Origin of the sequence: Arthrobacter sp. WCS2018Hpa-7 (assembly GCF_031843805.1) — a bacterium.
In the GTDB taxonomy this organism is placed as follows: domain Bacteria; phylum Actinomycetota; class Actinomycetes; order Actinomycetales; family Micrococcaceae; genus Arthrobacter.
Window position 1 is genome coordinate 211,948 of sequence record NZ_JAVTJB010000004.1, and the last position, 20,590, is coordinate 232,537.

Here is a 20,590-nt window from a genome sequence, read left to right on the forward strand (position 1 = left end):
CGGCTTTCCTAGGAGCGCCAGCGCGTGGTCATCAGGAAGCCCACAATGGCGATGCCGAAGCCGGCCACGATGTTCCATGAGGCCCAGTCGCGGACCGGGAATTGTCCCTCGGTGATGTAAAAGGTGATGATCCAGATGAGGCCGAGGATCATCAGTCCGAACATGACGGCTTTGTACCAAACCGGGTTCGGCTTGTACTGCTGCGCTGCGGAAGCCTGCTGGTCCTGACGGGCAGGCCGCTTGCGGGGCTTGGACTCGGGCACGGATCCTCCTTGGCTGTACGTGGGTACCCGTTCCAGCCAGCCTTGATATCCTGCAGGAAGGAAAATTCCAGCGGTTAACGGCCACGCGGCGTTCCGGGTTGGTTCTAGCTGTCAAGTCTAGCCGCAACTCGGGGTCCGCCCGCCGCGCCCGCGCCCGATCCGAGGAGACGCTGTGGCGCATCAGCAGACGACGGCGGCTTCCGCCGTGCCGTCCGGGCGCCAGAGGCCGGAACAAGGTCCACGCCAGCGGCTCCGCGCTTCGGACGTCATCCGAAAAATCAGCCAGATCCTGGGTGAACTCCTCATCACGGGCGGTGTTGTCCTGTTGCTTTTTGTGGGCTGGCAACTGTGGTGGACCAACGTCGAGGCAGACGCCAAACAGACGGAAGCCATTCAAAACTTCGCCGAGCAACTCACGGGGCCCGTTACCCCTGCAGAGTCCGCGAACCCGGCGGACCATGGGGACCCAGTAGTGGGAACGGCCCCTGCCAACGGGGAAACGATCGGGATCATGTACATCCCCCGCTTCGGCGCCGACTACACCCGTCCCATCATCGAAGGGACCGGCGCGGACGTCCTGGACACGCTGGGCCTGGGACACTACGGAAGCACCAGCATGCCCGGCGCCGTGGGGAACTTCGCGGTGGCCGGCCACCGGCAAACACACGGAGCGGTCCTGGACAGCATTCACACCCTGGTTCCCGGGGACAAGATCTACGTCCAGACTGCTGACGGGTACTACACCTACGTCTTCCGCAACAACCAGATCGTGCTTCCCAACCGAACTGATGTGTTGCTGCCCGTACCCACCCAGCAGGGTGTCGCGCCGGAGGAAAGAATCCTGACCATGACCAGTTGCAACCCGCGTTTCGGCTCGCAGGAACGCATCATCGCCTACTCCGTCATGGAGGGCTGGCAACCGGCCGCAGCGGGACCGCCGTCGGACATTGCCGCTCAAGTAGCCAAGGCCCAAGGAAAGGGGTAACGGATGTACGCGTGGATTTTCCGCAATCTACCGGGACCCGTCTGGGTGCGGATCCTGACCTGTTTGGTATTGGTGGCAGCAGCCCTGGTACTGATGGTCCAGTTCCTTTTCCCCTGGTTCTCCCAATTCACCACTTTGACTGACTCAACGATTGGTTTAGTGCAGCAGCCATGAGCACAACAAAAATTCTTGTAGTAGATAACTACGACAGCTTCGTCTACACCCTGGTGGGATACCTCCAGGAACTCGGTGCGGAGACCACCGTGGTCCGCAACGACGACGTGACACTCGCCGAGGCCACTGAACTCGCAGCAACGCGCGACGGCGTCCTCGTCTCGCCGGGTCCCGGCACCCCTGCCGAAGCCGGCGTCTGCATCGAGCTCATCAAGTGGTGTGGCGACAACAGCAAACCGATGTTCGGCGTCTGCCTCGGCCACCAGGCCCTGGCCGAAGCGTACGGCGGTGTGGTGACCCATGCCCCGGAACTCATGCACGGCAAGACATCCCCGGTGCAGCACGAAGGCAAGAGCGTATTCGCCGGTCTCCCCTCACCTGTCACCGCAACGCGCTACCATTCGCTCGCCGCAGTTCGCGATTCCATCCCGGACGTCCTGGAGATCACCGCGGAAACCACCAACGGCGTAGTGATGGGCTTGCAACACAAGACCGCACCCCTCTGCGGTGTCCAGTTCCACCCCGAATCGGTCCTGACAGAAGGTGGCTACCAGATGCTCGGCAACTGGTTGGAGTCCCTGGGGATGGCCGGAGCGGCCGAACGCGCCTCCAAACTGAGCCCGCTGATCAAGCAATAAGTGGCGGGGCTGCGGCGGTCGGCAGCGACCGCCGCCCTCCGCGTGCTAGCTCGTTCCTCGCTTTGACGCACGCTTCCGGGCGCCGGCCCGCTGCCTTCGGTCATCCAGCTATTTTTTGGTGGCCGTCGGTTTGGGGGTGGGCTTGTCCGTCTCCGTGGGTGTCGGAGTGGGTGTGGGGCTCGGGGCGGGGGCCTTCGCCACTGTGATGGTGACGGACTTGCCCTGATCTACTTCGGTGTTGTACGTCTCGCTCTGGGCGGTTACCGTGCCTGCAGCGACCTCGGAGTTTTCCTGCTCCACTACCACCATGGGCAAGCCGTTGGTCTTGAGTGAGGCTTCCGCTTCAGCCAGCGGCAGTCCGATCAGCTGGGGCATGAGTACCTTGCCCGAGGAGACCTGGAGCTCCACCTTGGAGCTGATGGCGATGGCTCCGCCAGGGGCCGGTCCAGTGTTGATCACCAGTCCCACGGGCACGGTGGCACTGTGCGTCCGGACAGTCACGATATCGCCGGTGATGCCCAGCCTGCGCAGGGCGTCGCGGGCGTCCGGCTCCGTACGGCCTACGATGTCGGCCGGAATGGTCACCGAGCTGGGTCCGCTGGAAATCTTGACGACAACTTCGGCGTCCTGATCGAGCATGGAACCAGCGGTGGGCGACGTGCCGATGGTCATGTCCTTGGCCACCGTGTCGCTGGCTTCGCGCGCCGTTTTAGGCACCAGCTTGGCTGAGTACAACTCCTGGATGGCCTGCGATTCGGACATGTTGGCCACCACGGGTACGGCGATCTTGGCCGGGGGCGGCGGTTGCGTGTTCATGAGGTTGTAAAGCCAGAACCCGCCGCCTGCCAGGACTATGAGCGTGAAGATCACCAAAGTGGCAATCCAGGTTCGACGCCGTTTGTTCTGTCCCGCTGACCGCTCGCGTTCTGGTGGGAGGCCCAGAGGAAGCGGCTCTTCCGGCTGCTGTTCAGCGGGTTCGTCCTTGTACTCTGCTTCCTTGTACTGGTCAGCGGCAAGGAAGCCCACCGCGGTGGAGCTCAGGAGTTGGGTGGCCGGGTCCTCTTGGTCCACGAGGTCGTTCGGATCTGTGGGCGCCTCGCTGGCCGGGACAGCCGGGACGGGAATGCCGTTGCTTGCCGCGCGCAGGGCGCGGCGGAAGGAGGCAGCGTCCTGGAATCGGTCTGTCCGGCTCTTCTGCAGGGCCTTTGCCAGGACTGAGTCGAGGGCTTCGGAAATGTCGGGGTTGTGGGCGCTGGGCATATCCGGGATTTCGCGGACGTGCTGGTAGGCCACCGAGACCGGGCTGTCGCCGACAAACGGCGGCCGGCTGGTCAGCAGTTCGTAGAGGAGACACCCGGCCGAGTAGAGGTCGCTGCGTGCGTCCACGGTTTCGCCGCGGGCCTGCTCCGGTGACAGGTACTGTGCTGTGCCCACCACGGCCTGGGTTTGGGTCATGGTGGCAGCGGAATCCGCCATGGCGCGTGCGATGCCAAAGTCCATGACTTTGACGTCTCCGGTGTCAGCACAAACCATGACATTGGCCGGCTTGATGTCGCGGTGGACAATGCCCGCGCGGTGGCTGTACTCCAGGGCCGCCAGAACACCGAGGGTGAAGCCGATGGAACTCTCCACCCCCAGCTCGTTCGCCTTGATCATGTCGCGCAGGGTGCGGCCGGCGACGTATTCCATGACGATGTACGGCACCCGGACGTCCTCCCCGGGACCTCCAGGTACGGAGTATTCGCCCGTATCGAAAATGGCCACGATGGACGGATGGTTCAACGCCGCAACGGCCTGGGCCTCACGTTTGAACCGGGCTTGGAACTGCGGATCGCGGGCCAGGTCTGCACGCAGGATCTTGACCGCGATGGTCCGTCCCAGCAAAGTATCCGTTCCGCGGTATACGTCCGCCATGCCACCACGACCGATCAGATCACCGAGCTCGTAGCGTTCATTGAGGATGCGCTGTGAAGACACAGGTGTGCTCTCCTCTCGATGCGCGGGACCTTGGCGTGGCGTGGACATGGGACTCAGTTAGTTGCTCGGGCTGCCGGTGCCACTGGGGCTGGCGCTCGAGGAACCGGGGTTGGTTGGTACAACGGTCCTGGACAGGAAATAGGTCACTGTAGAACCAGCGGGAACCTCGGCTCCGGCGGCCGGCGAAGACCTTACGAACGTACCGGCCTGTTGGCCAACGCCTCCGTTCACGGGATCCCCGGCTACCCATCGCAGTCCGGCACCTTCAATGGCCGCACGAACCTGTGACTCGCTGGCTCCCACGCTGATGGTGGGGACGGCCACCGCCTCAGGCCCCTTGGAGTACTGAACCGTGATGGTTTGTCCTGGATCAACAGGTCCTGTGGGGTTGATGTCGACTACGGTCCCTGGAGCAGCCGGGTTGAAGACCTCCACACCGTTGACGCCGAGGCCCAGATCGCGGAGTTCCGCGCTGACGGTTTGGAACGGTTGACCCAGGTACTGCTCGGGGATCACGTTGATCTTCTGCGGCGTTGACTGCGTCGGCGTCGGGGACGGCGCCTCAGAAGTCTGCGATGGCGTTGGCGTGGCCGAGGTGGATGTCGGGCTTGCCGAGCGGCTTGTGCTGGCAGTGGTGGACTGGCTCGGGCTGGGGGTCGGCGAGAAGAAACCGGACTGGGTAATCAGGAAACCAACCAGCGCGAACAGCACCAGCAGGATCAAGGCAACCATCGGCCAGGTCCAGGGGCTGCGCTTCTTGCGTTCCGGCTCAATATCGTCGAAGTTCTCGTCGTCCGTGTAGGCGACTTCCTCGTCGTCGTTCAGCTGGCGTTCTGCCTCCAGGGCATTGGCGCGAGACAGCGGATTGTCGGACGAAGCGGCAGCCGCTCCCACAGCAGCTCCGGCTGCACCGGCGCCCAGTACCGGAAGTGCGGAGGTCGCCGTCGACGACTGCTCCTTACCGTAAGGCGAGGTGACGACGCCGGTGGGGGCCGTTGCGGTGTCTACAGGCGCCGTGATGGGTCCGGTAGTGGATTCGAACAGCAGCATGCCGGGTACGGCGGCATGGGCTGTAGCGATGTCGCCGTTGCGGATGGCGTCGGCGGCCTCGGCCAGCTTGATCGCGTTGGCAGGACGGTTCTTGGGGTCCTTGGCCAACATGGACATCAGGAGGGCCCGCACCGGCGTGGGAAGGGTTTCCGGCAGGGGCGGCGGCGCGTCGTTGACCTGGGCGAGGGCAATGGCGATCTGTGATTCGCCGGTGAACGGACGGTGCCCGGTGAGGCACTCGTAACCGATGACACCCAGGGAATAGATATCCGAGGCCCCTGTAGCTGTCTGGCCGGTGGCCTGCTCCGGGGCCAAGTACTGGGCGGTACCCATCACCTGGCCGGTCTGCGTGAGCGGAACCTGATCTGCCAGCCGGGCGATGCCGAAGTCCGTGACCTTGACGCGGTTGTCCGGCGTAATCAGCAGGTTTCCCGGCTTGATGTCGCGGTGGACCAGGCCTTGCGCGTGAGCAACGGCCAAGGCGCGTGCTGTCTGCGCGATGATGGAGAGCGTCATGTCCGGAGACAGGACCTGGTCACGCTCAAGGATTCCACTCAAGGGATGGCCCGGAACGAGCTCCATGACCAAGTAGGCCGATCCGGCTTCCTCGCCGTAGTCGAAGACGTTGGCGATGCCCACGTGGTTGAGGAGGGCGGTGTGCCGTGCCTCGGCACGGAACCTCTGGAGGAAGCCGGGATCCCCCGTGTATTCCTCCTTGAGCACCTTGATGGCAACGATCCGGCCAAGGATCTGGTCCTTGGCCTTCCAGACCTCGCCCATGCCGCCAATCGCAATGCGACTGGTCAGCTGGAACCTGCCGCCGAGTGTGATTCCCGAAGTAGGCCTCACTTATTCAACACCGCCTCAAAAATCTTCTTTGCGTTCGGACTGGTTAGCTGGGCACCGCTGAGCACATCCACACCTTCCATGACGATGGTGACGGCTACTTGCGGGTCGTTTGCCGGGGCGAACCCGGTAAACCATGAGTTGTTCAAACCTGAATCGCCGAGTTCCGCGGTACCGGTCTTGCCGGCCACCTTGACGCCGGACACTGCCGCGCCCTTGGCAATGCCGTTGTCCACCGCACTGGTCATCCACTCGGTGATCTGGGCCGCGATGGGCTGGGTGGTGCTGGTACGGAGAGCCTCGGGCCTGAGTTCGCTGATGACGCGGAGGTCAGGAGCGCGGACCGTCTTGATGAGGTTCGGCTTCATCTGCACACCGCCGTTGGCGATCGCGGCAGTCATCATGTTGATCTGCAGCGGGGTGGCCTTGACGTCACGCTGGCCCACGGAAGACTGTGCGAGCTGGGCCTGGTCGAGGTCCTCAGGGAAAATACTGGGCGCCTGCTGGAGCTTGAGTTGATCGCCGAAGGTCTCGCCGAAGCCAAACTTCTGTGCCTGATCGCGGATGGCATCCTGGCCGAGGTCCAGCGCAATGCTGGCGAACGGAGTATTGCAGGACTGCTCCAGGGCAAAGGCGAACGACGCCGTCTCCCGGACATTGCAGTTACCGCCGGCGTAGTTGGGCAGGCTGGCACTGGAACCGGGCAACGGCAGGCTGCTGGGGTTCGGCAGCTCGCTGTCCTTGTTGTATTTGCCTGAGTTCAGCGCAGCAGCTGTGTCGATGAGCTTGAAGACCGAGCCCGGTGACAGCAGGTTGCCCGTGGGGCCGCTGACGTTCTGGTTCAGGTTGATGCCCGGGACCTGGTTCAGCTCGGCGTAGCTGGCGGCTGCGGCTGCAGTATCATGGCTAGCGATCAAATTGGGGTCGTAGGACGGCTTGGACACCATTGCGAGAACTGCGCCGGTCCGGGGGTTCGTGACCACGATCGATCCACGTTGGCCATCGGGAATGAGATCGAAGGCCAATTTTTGGATCTCGGGATCCAGGGTCAGCTCCACTGAAGCGCCCTTGGGCTCGTTGCCCAGGAACATCTGGCTGATGCGGTCAAGGAAGAGCTGGTCGGAGTTGCCGGCCAACGTATCGCCCATGGACTGTTCAAGGCCCGTTGAGCCGAAGCCCTTGGAGAAGTAACCGGTAATCCCCGCGTACAGCTCGGGTTCGGTGTACTTGCGCTGGAACGCGCAGGACTCTGTGCCGGCAACAGACTCAGCCACCGGCTTGCCGCCAACGATGATGGCGCCGCGGTCGTTACAGAACGAGGCGAGGATGGCGCGCTGGTTCCAGGGATTGGCGTTGAGGTCATCGGCGCCAATGACCTGGACATAGCTGATGGCGCCGAAGATCAACGCAAACATGGCGACGGCGGCCATCCAGGAGCTGCGAATAGCCTGGTTCATTGGTGCTTCACCGCCTCTGTTGGTGCGCTGGGGGTCTGTCCTGTGGTCGGTTTACGTGCGGGCGCGCTGCTGCTGGCTGGGGGTTTGCCCACCATGGGAGTGGTGTCCACCGGCCCGCGGGCCGTGTTGGAGATCATGAGCAGCAAGCCGACGATGATCCAGTTGGCCAGGAGCGAGGAACCACCCGCCGCCAGGAACGGCGTGGTCAGGCCAGTCAACGGAATGAGCCGGGTGACGCCACCAATGACCACGAAGCACTGCAAGGCGATGGCGAAGGACAAACCGCATGCCAGGAGTTTCCCGAAAGCATCGCGGGTACCGAGGGCGGCGCGGAAGCCACGGGTGAAGAGAAGCAGGTACAGCATGACGACGGCGAAGAGGCCGATCAAGCCGAGTTCCTCGCCGATGAGGGCCACAATCATGTCGCTGTTGGCGAACGGAACCAGGTCCGGGCGGCCTTGGCCAAGGCCGGTACCCACCAGACCGCCGTCGGCCATGCCGAACAAGCCCTGCACAATCTGTCCACTGCCACCGGGCGACCTGCCAAAGACCTCCGGGGTGAAGGCATTGATCCAGCTGTCGATGCGGAAAGCCACGTGCGAGAAGATCTGCGAGGCGATGAAACCGCCGCCGAGGATCAACAACAGGCCGATGACAACCCAGGAGATACGGCTGGTGGCCACGTAAATCATCACGATGAACAGGCCGAAGAAGAGGATGGAGGACCCGAGGTCACGCTGGAAGACCAGGACTCCGATACTGACCAGCCAGGCGGTAATCATGGGCCCGAGGTCCTTGAAACGTGGGAACTGCATGGGGCCGATCTTCCGGCCCGCCAAGAGGATGAGATCCCGGTTGGAGGAGAGATACCCGGCGAAGAAGATGGCCAGCGTGATCTTGGCGATTTCACCGGGCTGGAATGTCATGGGGCCCACGCGGATCCACACTCGCGCACCCAGGATTTCGCCGGCTGAGATGCCCGGAATCAAGGGAAGGAGAAGCAGGAACGCACTGGCCGCCAGGGAAATGTACGTGAAACGGCGCAGGATGCGGTGGTCCTTGAGGAACCAGATCACGGCGATTGATACTGCCATGGCGATCAGGGTCCAGCGGAGCTGGTTGTTGCCAGTATCGTCGCCAGGGCCGTCCATGCGGTGGATCAGGGCAAGTCCCAGACCGTTCAGGGCCACGACAATAGGAAGTATTACCGGATCGGCATACTTCGCGCGGAGCCTGAGGACCATGTGGAAGGCGAAAGCCGCCACAGCCAGCAAGCTCGACTGGAACCAGAAGTCCCGGTCCAACCCGACATCGGAGTTCAGGCTCACCAGGGCGCTCGCGCCGACGCCAACGGCCAGGGCCAGCACGATGAGGACCAGCTCAACATTCCGGCGCGGTTTAGGAGCAGTTTCTGTCTGTATCACTTGGCCGCCTCACAGGGAGTCGGGACGGGCGAAGGCGTAGCAACGGCCGCTGTACTCGGTACGGGCACGGTGCTGGTGGGCGACGGGGTGGCTGTCGCCGTCGCTGGAATAGTGGTGGGGCAGTTGGCGGAGGCGCTGCCGGTGTTCTTGAGGTTCTCCACAATGGCCTGCGCATCGTCGAGGTCACCCGCGGGAACCGTCTGGCGTACGCTCTGCTGACCGTATTCCGGCAATGAATCCACCCTGATATCGGTTACGGCTTCGAGCCGGGAGAGCTGAATGGGGCCGAGTCGCTGCGAAATGCCATTGAAGATGGCGACGCGCTGATCGTATTCGCCCACGTAGTAACGGGTTTGGGTCCACGCGTAGCCAAGCCACAGGCCAACGACGACGCCCACTACAACAACAGCTGCAACGGCGGGCATCAGCCAGCGGACGCGGCGTCGTGCAGGTTCCTCCACGTCCAGTCGATCCTGCTCGGCCTTGTGGGTCAGGACGGTGGCAGCCCTGCGGGCAACCGTCCGGCCTGCGACCGTAGGAATGGAGCCGGTCTCCGCGGCTGTTGCCGCAGCGCCAACCAGCTCATGGGGGCGGCTGGCCAATTCTTCGCGCAGGACCTCGGCGGACAGGTGCTCGCCCAAGTGCGGATCCGTGGTGATGGGAGGTTCTTTGGATTCATCCGGGGATGCGGAAGCCTCAATGGATTCGTCGTCTGTGGCGCTGGGGTCATTGGCACTGAACGAGGATCCAGCATCGGCCTCCCTCGAGGCCTTCTCTTTGGACTCGACCGGTGCATCCTCGGCCGACTTGGTGGCGGAAGGACCCTCGGCGGGCTTGGAGGCGGTGACCGCTACGGGCTCGTCCACCGCGGCAAGCGCCGCAGCCGGAACGACGTCGACGGCGGCCGTGTTGACGTCGTCGTCGGTCTCTTCCACGATCTCCAACATCACCACGGTGACGTTGTCCGGGGCGCCGGCTTCCAACGTAAGGTCAACCAGGATCTCGGCGCATTCGCGGAGGTCTTTGGTCTCACGAACCATGCGCTCCACGACGTGCCCGGCCACATAATTGAGGCCATCGGAGCAGAGGAGCCAGCGTTCGCCGGGTTCGACTTCGAGGACGTCCAAGTCCAGCTCCGGGCTGGCATCGACGTCACCCAGGACGCGCATCAGCACGTTCTTATGGGGATGGGTTTCGGCTTCCTCGGGACGGAGGCGTCCCTCGTCAATGAGCCGCTGCACGAACGTGTGGTCGATGCTGATTTGCTCGAACTTCTTGTTGCGCAGCCGGTAGGCACGGGAGTCACCGATGTGCGCGAAGTGGAGCTTGCGGTCTTCCAGGAGAAGGGCAGTCACGGTAGTTCCCATGCCGGACAACTTGGGATTCTGGTGAACAAGCTCGGAAAGCAGCGAATTGGCCGTCTGGATCTCGTCTGCGAGGACTGTCTCCGCGCCGTCAGGGTAGTCGTCATGGTCCAGATGGATCATGTCCAGCACCGTTGATGCTGAGGCGACATCGCCGCCGGCATGACCACCCATGCCGTCGGCCACCACTGCCAGATGGCGACCCACATAGGCGGAGTCGTCATTCTTGGAGCGGATCCTTCCCACGTCGGAGCGGGCCGCGTAGCGCATGATGAGTGGGCGCTCCGCGGGTATCTCCTTGCTTTCGGGGGTCTCGGGGGAGGCCATGGACTACGGCCTCAATTCAATGACCGTCTTGCCGATTCTCACGGGGACGCCAAGCTCAACCGGCAGAGCACGGGTGAGCTGTTGATCGGCCAAGTAGGTGCCGTTGGTTGAACCGAGATCCTCAATGAACCAGCGGCTGCCCTGCGGGAACAGGCGCGCGTGACGGCCGGAAGCGTAGTCGTCTTCCAGGACCAAGGTGGCTTCCTGCGCGCGGCCCAGCAGGATGGGGCTGGCAGCCAAGGGAACAGTGGTGCCCTTGAGCGGACCCTCAGTGACCACCAGCGTGCGTGCATGCTGGATAGCCGGCGCCGGTGACGCGGCAAGTTCCGGATGCTTGCGGACTTCGCGGGCTGTGGGGGCTCCGGTCACTGCTTTGCGGCCGATCTGGAGATCGCGGCGCATGGTGGACACGATGCTGAAGATCAAGACCCACAACAGCAGGAGGAACCCGAAGCGAAGCGCTGTGATGGTCAGTTCGCTGACGTCGTTCACGCGTTGCCACCCGGGGTTTGGGGGAGAAGGCGGAAAATAATCTTGGTACGTCCCATCGTGATGGTTGAGCCGTCTGTAAGTTCCACGCTGCCGTTTACCTTGTGGCCATTGACGTAGCTTCCGTTGGTGGAGCCAAGGTCTACGGCCCAAGTGCTGCCGTTCTGTGTGCGGACCTCAAGGTGCTTCCGGGAGACACCGGTGTCATCCACCAGGATGTCGGCCTCCGAGGAGCGTCCCAGCACCACGGACTGGGCATTGAGGGAGTACCGCTGGCCGCCGATGTCCAGAACGGGCTGGAGGCGGATGGGCTGCCGTGCCGGGGCCGCCGGAACGTTGGCCCGTGGGGCCTGCGGGGCGGGAGCAGCGTCATCGGAGGGTTTCTCGGTCCGGGAAGTGATCTCAAAGTGCCCGGCACGTTCTTCGTCATTGCGGCGGAACGAAATCCGGACTGCACCCTGGAGCGTGTAGCCCTGGCTGCGTACGTGCTGGATGACGACGTCGCACAGTTCCTCTGCCAGGGGAGTTCCCCATTCCTGGGCCCTGGCGAAATCCTCGTCACTGAGCAGGACATCGAAAACATTGGGGGCGAGGGTGCGGCCGGCGGCGATGGTGATGGACTTGTTGTCCAACTCGCGCCTTAACTTACTCGCAATCTCCACTGGCTCAACACGTGCCCGCGACCCCGTGGAGAAGACGTTGCGAACGGCTTTTTCAATGCCGCGCTCGACTTTGTCCAGCAAACCCATGTCCTTCTCCTTTCCTTGCCGCGGCACCCGCTGTGCCTGATCCGATAGTCCGTCTGCGCACACAGCGAAGTACGCGCCTGACGGCCCTTCCACTTCCCGATACTACTGGGACTGACTGGGAATGGCCTTAATCCACAACGCCTTGCGACCCGGAAAAGTTCGCTTCCGGCCCTTGCTGGTGCGGGAGGCGGGCCATGAAATTTCCGTGGAGTTCAGTGGTTGATCGGGGATTTTTTAGGGGCTCCAGGGCCTCGCGGAGGGGGTGCCATCTCCCGATTGGTGTTTTGCCGGGAATGTCCGTTATGCTTGATCTCGCTGCTTTTGAAGGAAACGAAGCTGGGAAACCCGCAGAAGTCCGGAAAAAGAAGTTGCGCGCGAGTGGCGGAACGGCAGACGCGCTGGCTTCAGGTGCCAGTATCCGAAAGGGTGTGGGGGTTCAAATCCCCCCTCGCGCACGCAATTGAAAGAGCCCCGGTCTTAGGACTGGGGCTCTTTTGTTTTCCGTGCACCCAAGTAAGTCGCAGTTGAGGTCGTTCTGAGCGCTGGGAACGACCCCAACTGCGACTTAGATGGGCGAACGCGACCGTCAGCTGCGCGCAGAACCTGTGAACCGGCGTCGTGAGTTGCTCAGGTGCAGGCGCATCGCTGCCGCGGCAGCCACTTGGTCGCCCTCCGCGATGGCTGCGTATATAGAGGAGTGTTCGTGGACCACCTGGGCGAAACGCTCGGGGGAGTCCCGGTCTTCGCTGGCAACGAGGCGCGGGCGGGGCATGGTGATCATTGTCTGGCCCAGGGCGGAAATGCAGTCCGTATAGAAGGGATTGCCAGTGGCCGCAGCAACGGCCCGGTGGAACTCGAAATCCGCTTTCATGGAGTGCGCCGGGTGGCCTGAGCTCGCGGTGAATTGTTCCAACGCGCCGTGGACGGCCTTGAGTTGTTGTTCGGTGTGGTTCTTCGCTGCCATTGCGGCGGCTTCGGTCTCGACGCCGATGCGGAAATCGAGCATCTGAAGCCGGTCTTCCATGCTGGAAACGGGCCGCGTTCCCGGCGCTGCTGCGGGACCTTCCGCGGGCGGGGTCAGCGCGAAGCTGCCGCGCCCGCGTTCGGTTTCCACCAATCCCTCTGCTTGCAAGCGGGTCAGGGCAGAACGGACGACGGTCCGGCTCACCCCGAACTCACTGATGAGGGTGTTTTCGCTGGGGAGCTTCTCACCTGGTTGGATGGCGCCGTCGACGATGCGGTTGCGAAGGTCGGCGGCGAGATCCGCGGTCAGGTTTCGGCTCATGTCTTCAAGATTACGCGCCGAACTCTACGGATTCCGTGGTCCACGCGCGGGCCTGCTCGCTGAGTGTGACGCCCAAGCCCGGACGATCGGGAACGATCATGCGGCCGTTCTTGGTCTCCAGGCGTTCCTCGAACAGGGGGTCCAGCCAGTCGAAGTGCTCCACCCACGGCTCGCGCGGGTAGGCGGCGGCCAAGTGGAGGTGGATCTCCATGGCGAAGTGCGGTGCCAGGCCAAGGCCGCGTTCATCTGCCAACGCCGCGAGGCGCAGGAACTGGGTGATGCCGCCGACGCGGGGAGCGTCGGGCTGGATGATGTCGCAGCTGTTGGCGTTGATGAGGCCCTTGTGTTCAGCAACGGATGCGAGCATCTCGCCGGTGGCGATGGGGGTGTCCAAGACGTGGGCGAGGTGTGCATGGCCCTCAAAGTCGTAGGCATCCAGCGGTTCTTCGATCCAGATGAGATTGAATTCCTCCAACTGGCGGCCCATGCGCAGCGCCGTGGCACGGTCCCATTGCTGGTTGGCGTCCACCATGAGCGGGACGTCCCAGCCGATGTGCTCACGGACTCCGGCCACGCGTCGCAGGTCTTCCTTGGAATCAGGCAGGCCGACCTTGATCTTGATGCCGCCGATGCCCTCATCGATGGACCGGGTGGCGCGTTCCTTGACCTCGTCCAGTGTTGCGTTGAGGAAGCCGCCTGAGGTGTTGTAGGTCTGGACGGAGTCGCGGTAGGAGCCCAGCAGTTTGGCCAGGGGGAGCCCGGCGCGCTTGGCTTTGAGGTCGTACAGTGCGATATCGATGGCGGCAAGTGCCTGCGTTGCCACACCCGAACGGCCCACCGATGCGCCGGCCCAGAGGAGCTTGGTGTAGATCTTGCCGATGTCGTTGGGGTCCTCGCCGATGATGCCTTCTGCGACTTCCTTGGCGTGGGCGTACTGTGCGGGTCCGCCTGCACGTTTGGAGTAACTGAAGCCGATGCCGCTGTGACCTTGCTCCGTAGTGATCTCCGCGAACAGGAACACCACTTCAGTCATGGGCTTTTGCCGGCCCGTGAAGACTTTGGCATCGCTGATGGGTACGGTGAGGGGCAAACGTGCCGTGGATAGCTTGACGTGGCGAATGAGATCTACGGTGCTCATGGTTCTCCTAGTGGGTGCGGCATCCTTGCCTGCCACTTAGGATACAAGTTTTAAACTTGTACTACAAGAGATTGAGGGCTGGTCACGTTTTCGGACGGCGCTTCAGCTACTGCTGAAATGGTCGACGACGCCGGGAAGCCCGCCTTGGTGATGGAGGCCTACACCACGCGTGCCGGGACGGTGATCCGGCGCAAGACCCACTTCGAGTTCCGGGAATATTCGTGCCACTGCAACACACTTAGCTATGTGGCGGACAAGTACAGGGTATGAGCTACCTTTCGAGAGCCCCTGACCGGGAAGAGGCCTTTCGGGCGCTGTACGAATCCGCGTACGCCGACCTGCTGAAGTTCGTGCAGCGTCGTACGGATGCGGTGAATGCCGAGGACGTCGTGGCTGAGGCATTTCTTATCGTTTGGCGGCGGTTTTCGGAAGCGCCAAAGCATGAGGATGACGCCCGGGCATGGCTCTTCGGCATCACGCGGAATCTCATGCTGAATGCCCGCCGCGGAGAACAGCGGCAGCAGGCCCTTGGTGTCCGATTAGCTGAGGCGACAGCCATATCCCACGTCGATTCCCACGCTGACCTGGTCAGCAGCCGCGTTGATCTAGGCAGAGCCTGGGCGCTTCTTTCCGAAGTCCACCAAGAGGCCCTTGGGCTTGCAATCTTCGAGAATCTGGCCGCACCCCAAGCAGCGCATGTTGTGGGTATTTCCCCGGTCGCGTTTCGCCTCCGCCTCACCCGCGCAAGGCGGGCCCTGCGACTGCTTCTTGACCATGCACCCCAGAATGAGTCGCCGGTGTCGGCGACATTTCCCGAAAAGGCGGCGACACCATGAAAAACAGCCGGAATATCGACACGCTGCTGCGCTCCTTGGACGCAGCCGGACAGAGTGCAGCTCCCGACCCGCGCCGTTCGCAGAACGACTTGGAACGGATTCTCAGGTCCCCAACCTCCGCGACCGGCGTCGCCGGACCCGCGGAATACAAAACGACGACGTCGCGCCCAAGCCGTCGTCGTCGTCGAACCATCGCTTTGGGTGCCGTTGCTTTTGCCGCCACAGCAGGGTTTTTAGTTGTTCCGGCACTCTCGGGAGGCGACCCTGCCTTCGCAACGTGGACTGCCGCTCCGGGTGCGCTGACAGGTGCCGAGCGTGACAGTGCGGTCTCCGACTGCGTCCGGTCGAGTAAAGGTGTTGGTGACGGCATGTTCGCCGGCGATGTGAACGCGGCGGAAGTTGCCATCGCCGAGAGGCGCGGGGCCTGGACCACGGTTGTCCTCAGCGGCGCTGACGGTTTCGAAGCCACCTGCACCACCGACTCCACGGCCGTGTGGTTTAAGAAGGGGTCCTTCGGTTCAGTGGGAAAGCCCGGCAATGGACGCGAACCCGTAGGCCGTGAAATCAAGGCGACGCAATTGGGTACCGGCGTCATCGCGGACAACCCGCTCTCCATGGCTTCAGGTCAGGTTGGTCCGGACGTTGCAGCCATGACTTACACCAGCAGTGCCGGGGAAAAGATCACGGCCACTGTGTCCAAAGGCCAGTTCGCGTTTTGGCTCCCGGGTGGGGAGCTGCCGAATTCCTCTGACCAAGACGTACCCGTCGAGGTGACATACACCGACAACACGACAGAAACGCGCCATCTCAGCCTCGACGGTGCAACCCTTTAAGTACGGAACTATCCCCGCAGCGCGCCGAACCCCGTGATCAACGCCTCAAGTCCCAGGCTGAAGGCAACGTCAGTCGGACGCGGGTGCCTTTCCATGGCCAACCGGTCCACCGCGGCGGTGAAGTTGGGGACCTGCTCAGCGAGGCTGCCGGCGTCGAAAATGTCCTCAGGCGCGTTGACGTCGTAAGCGGCGCCGAACACAAACGCCTCCAAGGCCACGATCGCGGAGATGATCTTCTCCTCAGGGAACCCGGCCTCGCGGAAGCCGGCGGTCACGGCCTCGTACATCGCCAGTGTCTTGGGTGCATTTGCCACCGGAAGTACTGCAATGACAGGGATCAGCGGCGTATGCTCCGAGAAAACGTCGCGGTAGGACCAGGCCCAGCGGCGCACGGCTACGTCCCACGGCTCCACGCCGAAAGTGGAGACGTCAACCATCGCTGCCAAGTGGTCCTCCACCAGCAGCAAAACGTCGTCCTTGGAGGCCACATGGTTGTACAACGCAGACGGCGCGACGCCCAGGGAGCGGGCCAGTGCCGCCATGGTGAGTCCGTTGTAACCCTTGGAGCTGATCAACTCGAGCGCCGCCGTCGTAATCCCGTCCTGGTCCAGGACCGCCGCCGTAGGTCGACCGGCGCGGCGGCGCACAGAGCCGGCAGAACCGGCAGGGCCGGCGGAAGAAGCGGGGGTGGGTGCGGGCATCGGTAGCCTTTCTGCTGCCTGTGTCCCCAGCATTATTCCACCGGGTCTTCACAGCGGCTGACTCCAGCGCTACTATGGAAGTAAATGAATGCCATTCATTTATTGGTCAGCCACCACGGACGGCCACGGAGAGGACAACATGCAGAATCTTGATCGCGACGTTGTGATCGTCGGCGCCGGACCGTCGGGGTTGACGGCCGCACGCGCATTGAAAAAGGCCGGACTCAGCGTCGCAGTGCTCGAAGCGCGCGACCGCGTGGGCGGCCGAACCTGGACCGACACCATCGACGGCGCCATGCTGGAAATCGGCGGCCAGTGGGTTTCCCCGGACCAGACGGTCCTCATGGAGCTGCTGGACGAGCTCGGACTGAAAATGTACTCACGCTACCGCGACGGCGAGTCCGTCTACATCGGCGAAGACGGCAAGCGCACGCAGTACACCGGTGACACTTTCCCGGTCAATGAAACCACCAAGGCCGAAATGGACAAGCTCGTCGCCATCCTGGACGGCCTCGCCGCCGAGATCGGCCCCACCGAGCCCTGGGCACACCCCAAGGCACGCGAGCTGGACACCATCTCCTTCCACCACTGGCTCCGCCAGAACTCCAACGACGAGGAAGCCTGCAACAACATTGGCCTCTTCATCGCTGGTGGAATGCTCACCAAGCCCGCCCACGCTTTCTCGGCACTGCAGGCAGTCCTCATGGCGGCCTCGGCCGGTTCCTTCAGCCACCTGACGGACGAGGATTTCATCCTGGACAAGCGCGTCATCGGCGGCATGCAGCAGGTCTCCCTTCTGCAGGCAGCTGAGCTGGGCGACGACGTCGTCCTCAACAGCCCGGTGCGGACCATCAAGTGGGACGACAACAACGTGACCGTCGTGTCCGAGCAGGCAACCGTCAACGCGCGGTATGTGATCATGGCCGTGCCGCCGAACCTGTACTCCCGCGTCTCGTTCGAGCCCCCGCTGCCGCGCCGCCAGCACCAGATGCACCAGCACCAATCGCTGGGCCTGGTCATCAAGGTCCACGCCGTGTACGACACCCCGTTCTGGCGCGAAGAAGGACTCTCCGGCACAGGCTTCAGTGCAGGCGCACTCGTCCAGGAGGTCTACGACAACACCAACCACGGCGACGCCCGCGGCACCTTGGTGGGCTTCGTCTCCGACGAAAAGGCCGACGCCGTCTTCGAACTCAGCGCCGAAGACCGCAAGAAGGCCATCCTCGAATCCATCGCCGGCTTCTTGGGCGATAAGGCCCTCACTCCCGAGGTCTACTACGAGTCCGACTGGGGCTCCGAAGAATGGACCCGCGGCGCCTACGCATCCAGCTACGACCTCGGCGGACTTCACCGCTACGGCAAGGACCAGCACGCGAACGTCGGACCCATCTTCTGGTCCTCGTCCGACCTCGCTGCCGAGGGCTACCAGCACGTTGACGGCGCGGTCCGCATGGGCCAGGCAACTGCTGCCCGCATCGTCGAAGCCAACAAGATGAGCGCACTGCCCGTCGCCTAAGGCGGGCACCACCAAAACCGGCAGGCCGGGGGAGCGTCATTCCCGGCCTGCCGGCACCACTGTTTAAGCAGGACCGAGGAAAGGACCACCATGCGCTACGTAGTTGGCTACACCGCCAATGCGAGGGGGCACGACGCCGTTCACCTCGCCGTTGCGCTGGCCCGGAATCACGATGTGAGCCTGGACTTGGTCCTTGTGGTGCCGGAGGATTCCCCGTTCAACGCCGTCTACCCGCCGGAGACCGGCTACAACGACATCCTCACTGAGCAGGCACAGCGCTGGCTGGATGAAGGCCTTGCGCTGGTTCCGGCCGATGTCACCGCTCGGGGGCACATCCGTCGAGGTGATTCCGAGGCGCAAACCCTGATCGATACTGCCGTGGAAATGGATGCTGCGGCTTTGGTCATCGGGGCCGCCAACAGCGGCTTGTTCAAGCGGTTCACTATCGGCTCCGTTGCGAGCTCGCTGCTCCATTCGTCGCCGGTTCCTGTGGTGTTGGCGCCTCAGGGCTATCACCGTACCGATCCCATCACCCGTATGAGCTGCGGTTTCGGCACCCGTCCGGGTGCCGACGAGCTCCTTGACGTGGCCGTTGAATCCGCCCGTGACCGGGGCCTTCCGCTGCGGCTCGTCTCCCTGTTGGCGCTCGACGGCGGTGACTCGCCTGAGTTGGCCGAGGCCGCCCGGGAGCATGCCGCCGCCCGGCTTGCCGCCGTCGTGGGTTCCAGTGATGCCAACGAACCGACAGCTTCCCTTCACGAAAAACCCGAGATCGTCGTAGCCCAAGGCCGCACCATCGAGGAAGCCGTGGATCGACTCGACTGGGAAGACGGCGAAATCCTGCTGATCGGTTCCAGCCGCCTGGCCCAGCACAGAGCCACGTTCCTGGGCACCACCGCAAACCGGATCCTGCGTGCCCTCCCCGTACCCATGATCGTGGTCCCCCGCGACTACTCGCGCCACAGCGCCTAGCAATCGCCTGAAAGGCAAAACCCATGTCAACTGCACCAAAGACGGTCCAGTCGAAAGAATCGCCAGCCTTGAGTGAAAAGGGGCTAAAGGCCGGATCGGTGGGCCTCATCGGCGCCGTCGTGATCGGCGTTTCCTGCATCGCGCCCGCCTACACCCTGACCGCGGCCCTGGGCCCCACCGTGTCCGAGGTGGGCGTGCACCTGCCCGCCATCTTCCTGGTGGGCTTCATCCCCATGCTGCTGGTGGCGCTCGGTTACCGCGAACTGAACAACGCCATGCCCGACGCCGGTACCTCCTTCACGTGGGCGACGCGCGCCTTCGGTCCGTGGATCGGTTGGATGGGTGGATGGGGGCTGATCGCGGCCACCATCATTGTGCTGTCCAACCTGGCGGCCGTGGCGGTGGACTTTTTCTACCTGATGCTCGCCCAGATCTTCAGTAATCCGGAGCTGGGTGAGCTCAGCAAGATCCTTCCGCTGAACATCGCCACCACCCTGGTGTTCATCGCGCTGGCCTGTTGGATTTCGTACCGCGGGATGGAGACCACCAAGGGCGTTCAGTACGTGCTGGTAGCCTTCCAGTTGCTGGTCCTGGGCTGGTTCGCAGTCTCCGCATTCGCCCACGTGGCAAACGGCACGGCCTTCGATGCCACCGCCATTTCACCGGACTGGTTCAACCCGTTCGCCGTGGACTCGTTCTCACAATTCGCCGCAGGTGTGTCGCTCTCGATCTTCATTTACTGGGGCTGGGACGTCACCCTCACCATGAACGAGGAAACGAAGAACCCCGAGAAGACCCCTGGCCGCGCAGCGACCATCACCGTGCTGGTCATCGTGGTCATCTACATGACCGTTGCACTGGCTACCCTGTCCTTCGCCGGCGTTGGCGAGACCGGATTGGGTGCCGGAAACCCAGAGAACCAGTCCAGCATCTTCGCCGTGCTTGCCGGCCCGGTGATGGGTCCGTTCGCGATCCTGATGTCATTGGCCATTCTGAGCAGCTCAGCGGCATCTTTGCAGTCGACGTTCGTTTCCCCCGCCCGCACCATGCTGGCCATGGGCCACTACCGCGCCATCTCGCCGAAGTTTGGCAAGATCAGCCCCACGTACAAGTCGCCCAGCTTCGCGACCATCGCCGCAGCGATCGCCGCCGCAGCGTTCTACGTGATCACCCGCACCGTGTCCGAGAACGCGCTGTGGGACACCATCACTGCCCTGGGCATGATGATCTGCTTCTACTACGGCATCACAGCCCTGGCTTGCGTCTGGTTCTTCCGGGCATCGGCGTTTAGCGGTGTCCGTCCGTTCTTCTTCAAGTTCCTTGCGCCGCTTGTGGGCGGAGTGATCCTGCTGGTCATGTTCGTGAAGACGGCCATGGACTCGATGGACCCGGAGTACGGCTCGGGCTCCTCCGTGGGCGGTGTGGGCCTGGTGTTCGTGCTGGGAATGGGTGTGATCCTGTTGGGCGTCGTGATCATGCTGGTGATGTACCGGGTGCGGCCCGAGTTCTTCAAGGGCAAGGTTCTGTAGTTTCCTGCCGCCGAGTTGGCAGTTCACCCCCATGTTT

The 20,590-nt window shown here is 63.1% G+C and carries 19 protein-coding genes and 1 tRNA gene; 9 read left to right on the forward strand and 11 right to left on the reverse strand.

Features of this window, described 5'->3' with window-relative positions:
• Nucleotides 1-8: 8 nt before the first annotated feature.
• Nucleotides 9-263, reverse strand: coding sequence for a cell division protein CrgA (locus RQH14_RS06695; RefSeq protein WP_172321984.1), 255 nt, complete (start codon nucleotides 261-263; stop codon nucleotides 9-11).
• Nucleotides 264-420: 157 nt separating this feature from the next.
• Between RQH14_RS06695 and RQH14_RS06700 the strand changes: the two genes are divergently transcribed.
• Together RQH14_RS06700 and RQH14_RS06705 are read left to right on the forward strand one after the other, a co-directional pair.
• Nucleotides 421-1,248 carry a class E sortase gene (locus RQH14_RS06700; RefSeq protein ID WP_396136275.1) on the forward strand — a complete coding sequence of 276 codons (828 nt, stop codon included), beginning with the start codon at nucleotides 421-423 and terminating at the stop codon, nucleotides 1,246-1,248.
• Nucleotides 1,249-1,418: 170 nt separating this feature from the next.
• Nucleotides 1,419-2,060 (forward strand): aminodeoxychorismate/anthranilate synthase component II, encoded by a 642-nt coding sequence (locus RQH14_RS06705; protein ID WP_311212538.1) that lies wholly within the window; start codon nucleotides 1,419-1,421, stop codon nucleotides 2,058-2,060.
• Nucleotides 2,061-2,168: 108 nt separating this feature from the next.
• Here the strand turns inward: RQH14_RS06705 and pknB are convergent, their stop codons facing one another.
• Genes pknB through RQH14_RS06740 form a run of 7 tightly spaced genes read right to left on the reverse strand, consistent with a single transcriptional unit; the run spans nucleotide 2,169 to nucleotide 11,743 of the window.
• Nucleotides 2,169-4,085 (reverse strand): Stk1 family PASTA domain-containing Ser/Thr kinase, encoded by a 1,917-nt coding sequence (gene pknB / locus RQH14_RS06710; RefSeq protein WP_311212539.1) that lies wholly within the window; start codon nucleotides 4,083-4,085, stop codon nucleotides 2,169-2,171.
• A gap of 9 nt (nucleotides 4,086-4,094) precedes the next feature.
• Entirely contained in the window at nucleotides 4,095-5,936 is a 1,842-nt protein-coding gene (locus RQH14_RS06715; protein WP_311212540.1) for a protein kinase domain-containing protein, read from the reverse strand.
• Nucleotides 5,933-7,390, reverse strand: a complete 1,458-nt coding sequence (locus RQH14_RS06720; RefSeq protein ID WP_311212541.1) for a penicillin-binding transpeptidase domain-containing protein — start codon at nucleotides 7,388-7,390, stop codon at nucleotides 5,933-5,935. Before RQH14_RS06720 ends, RQH14_RS06715 begins: the two co-directional genes overlap by 4 nt.
• On the reverse strand, nucleotides 7,387-8,814 hold the full coding sequence (locus RQH14_RS06725) for an FtsW/RodA/SpoVE family cell cycle protein (protein WP_311212542.1): 1,428 nt from the start codon (nucleotides 8,812-8,814) through the stop codon (nucleotides 7,387-7,389). The genes RQH14_RS06720 and RQH14_RS06725 overlap by 4 nt, the downstream gene beginning before the upstream one ends.
• The gene (locus tag RQH14_RS06730; RefSeq protein ID WP_311212543.1) at nucleotides 8,811-10,505 is read right to left on the reverse strand and encodes a protein phosphatase 2C domain-containing protein; all 1,695 of its coding nucleotides are present in this window, start codon (nucleotides 10,503-10,505) and stop codon (nucleotides 8,811-8,813) included. The genes RQH14_RS06725 and RQH14_RS06730 overlap by 4 nt, the downstream gene beginning before the upstream one ends.
• Nucleotides 10,506-10,508: 3 nt before the next feature.
• Entirely contained in the window at nucleotides 10,509-10,997 is a 489-nt protein-coding gene (locus tag RQH14_RS06735; protein ID WP_311212544.1) for an FHA domain-containing protein, read from the reverse strand.
• Nucleotides 10,994-11,743, reverse strand: coding sequence for a DUF3662 and FHA domain-containing protein (locus RQH14_RS06740; RefSeq protein ID WP_311212545.1), 750 nt, complete (start codon nucleotides 11,741-11,743; stop codon nucleotides 10,994-10,996). Before RQH14_RS06740 ends, RQH14_RS06735 begins: the two co-directional genes overlap by 4 nt.
• A gap of 372 nt (nucleotides 11,744-12,115) precedes the next feature.
• Here RQH14_RS06740 and RQH14_RS06745 point away from each other — a divergent pair.
• Nucleotides 12,116-12,198: transfer RNA gene (locus RQH14_RS06745), tRNA-Leu, on the forward strand.
• Nucleotides 12,199-12,329: 131 nt separating this feature from the next.
• Here RQH14_RS06745 and RQH14_RS06750 read toward each other — a convergent pair.
• Nucleotides 12,330-13,028: a FadR/GntR family transcriptional regulator gene (locus RQH14_RS06750; protein WP_311212546.1), complete on the reverse strand. Its 699-nt coding sequence runs from the start codon at nucleotides 13,026-13,028 to the stop codon at nucleotides 12,330-12,332.
• A 10-nt stretch (nucleotides 13,029-13,038) separates the two neighbouring features.
• Nucleotides 13,039-14,166 carry an L-talarate/galactarate dehydratase gene (locus tag RQH14_RS06755; protein ID WP_311212547.1) on the reverse strand — a complete coding sequence of 376 codons (1,128 nt, stop codon included), beginning with the start codon at nucleotides 14,164-14,166 and terminating at the stop codon, nucleotides 13,039-13,041.
• Nucleotides 14,167-14,283: 117 nt separating this feature from the next.
• Between RQH14_RS06755 and RQH14_RS06760 the strand changes: the two genes are divergently transcribed.
• Genes RQH14_RS06760 through RQH14_RS06770 form a run of 3 tightly spaced genes read left to right on the forward strand, consistent with a single transcriptional unit; the run spans nucleotide 14,284 to nucleotide 15,835 of the window.
• Nucleotides 14,284-14,436 (forward strand): hypothetical protein, encoded by a 153-nt coding sequence (locus tag RQH14_RS06760; protein WP_311212548.1) that lies wholly within the window; start codon nucleotides 14,284-14,286, stop codon nucleotides 14,434-14,436.
• Nucleotides 14,433-15,002 carry a sigma-70 family RNA polymerase sigma factor gene (locus RQH14_RS06765; RefSeq protein ID WP_311212549.1) on the forward strand — a complete coding sequence of 190 codons (570 nt, stop codon included), beginning with the start codon at nucleotides 14,433-14,435 and terminating at the stop codon, nucleotides 15,000-15,002. Before RQH14_RS06760 ends, RQH14_RS06765 begins: the two co-directional genes overlap by 4 nt.
• Nucleotides 14,999-15,835 (forward strand): hypothetical protein, encoded by an 837-nt coding sequence (locus RQH14_RS06770; RefSeq protein ID WP_311212550.1) that lies wholly within the window; start codon nucleotides 14,999-15,001, stop codon nucleotides 15,833-15,835. Before RQH14_RS06765 ends, RQH14_RS06770 begins: the two co-directional genes overlap by 4 nt.
• 8 nt (nucleotides 15,836-15,843) lie before the next feature.
• On the opposite strand, the gene RQH14_RS06775 is transcribed toward RQH14_RS06770, so the two are convergent.
• Nucleotides 15,844-16,569 carry a TetR/AcrR family transcriptional regulator gene (locus RQH14_RS06775; protein WP_311212551.1) on the reverse strand — a complete coding sequence of 242 codons (726 nt, stop codon included), beginning with the start codon at nucleotides 16,567-16,569 and terminating at the stop codon, nucleotides 15,844-15,846.
• Nucleotides 16,570-16,675: 106 nt separating this feature from the next.
• Between RQH14_RS06775 and RQH14_RS06780 the strand changes: the two genes are divergently transcribed.
• From RQH14_RS06780 to RQH14_RS06790, 3 genes are all read left to right on the forward strand, one after another.
• Complete coding sequence (locus RQH14_RS06780; RefSeq protein ID WP_311212647.1) at nucleotides 16,676-18,052, forward strand: NAD(P)/FAD-dependent oxidoreductase; 1,377 nt, start codon at nucleotides 16,676-16,678, stop codon at nucleotides 18,050-18,052.
• A 90-nt stretch (nucleotides 18,053-18,142) separates the two neighbouring features.
• Entirely contained in the window at nucleotides 18,143-19,024 is an 882-nt protein-coding gene (locus tag RQH14_RS06785; RefSeq protein ID WP_311212552.1) for a universal stress protein, read from the forward strand.
• A gap of 23 nt (nucleotides 19,025-19,047) precedes the next feature.
• Nucleotides 19,048-20,553, forward strand: coding sequence for an APC family permease (locus tag RQH14_RS06790; protein ID WP_311212553.1), 1,506 nt, complete (start codon nucleotides 19,048-19,050; stop codon nucleotides 20,551-20,553).
• Nucleotides 20,554-20,590 lie beyond the last annotated feature (37 nt).

Coding starts and splice junctions, on each gene's coding strand:
- RQH14_RS06705 (WP_311212538.1), top strand. CDS start 1,419: ATGAGCACAACAAAAATTCTTGTAGTAGATAACTACGACAGCTTCGTC.
- pknB (WP_311212539.1), bottom strand. CDS start 4,085: ATGTCCACGCCACGCCAAGGTCCCGCGCATCGAGAGGAGAGCACACCT.
- RQH14_RS06720 (WP_311212541.1), bottom strand. CDS start 7,390: ATGAACCAGGCTATTCGCAGCTCCTGGATGGCCGCCGTCGCCATGTTT.
- RQH14_RS06730 (WP_311212543.1), bottom strand. CDS start 10,505: ATGGCCTCCCCCGAGACCCCCGAAAGCAAGGAGATACCCGCGGAGCGC.
- RQH14_RS06740 (WP_311212545.1), bottom strand. CDS start 11,743: ATGGGTTTGCTGGACAAAGTCGAGCGCGGCATTGAAAAAGCCGTTCGC.
- RQH14_RS06750 (WP_311212546.1), bottom strand. CDS start 13,028: ATGAGCCGAAACCTGACCGCGGATCTCGCCGCCGACCTTCGCAACCGC.
- RQH14_RS06755 (WP_311212547.1), bottom strand. CDS start 14,166: ATGAGCACCGTAGATCTCATTCGCCACGTCAAGCTATCCACGGCACGT.
- RQH14_RS06760 (WP_311212548.1), top strand. CDS start 14,284: ATGGTCGACGACGCCGGGAAGCCCGCCTTGGTGATGGAGGCCTACACC.
- RQH14_RS06765 (WP_311212549.1), top strand. CDS start 14,433: ATGAGCTACCTTTCGAGAGCCCCTGACCGGGAAGAGGCCTTTCGGGCG.
- RQH14_RS06770 (WP_311212550.1), top strand. CDS start 14,999: ATGAAAAACAGCCGGAATATCGACACGCTGCTGCGCTCCTTGGACGCA.
- RQH14_RS06775 (WP_311212551.1), bottom strand. CDS start 16,569: ATGCTGGGGACACAGGCAGCAGAAAGGCTACCGATGCCCGCACCCACC.
- RQH14_RS06780 (WP_311212647.1), top strand. CDS start 16,676: ATGCAGAATCTTGATCGCGACGTTGTGATCGTCGGCGCCGGACCGTCG.
- RQH14_RS06785 (WP_311212552.1), top strand. CDS start 18,143: ATGCGCTACGTAGTTGGCTACACCGCCAATGCGAGGGGGCACGACGCC.
- RQH14_RS06790 (WP_311212553.1), top strand. CDS start 19,048: ATGTCAACTGCACCAAAGACGGTCCAGTCGAAAGAATCGCCAGCCTTG.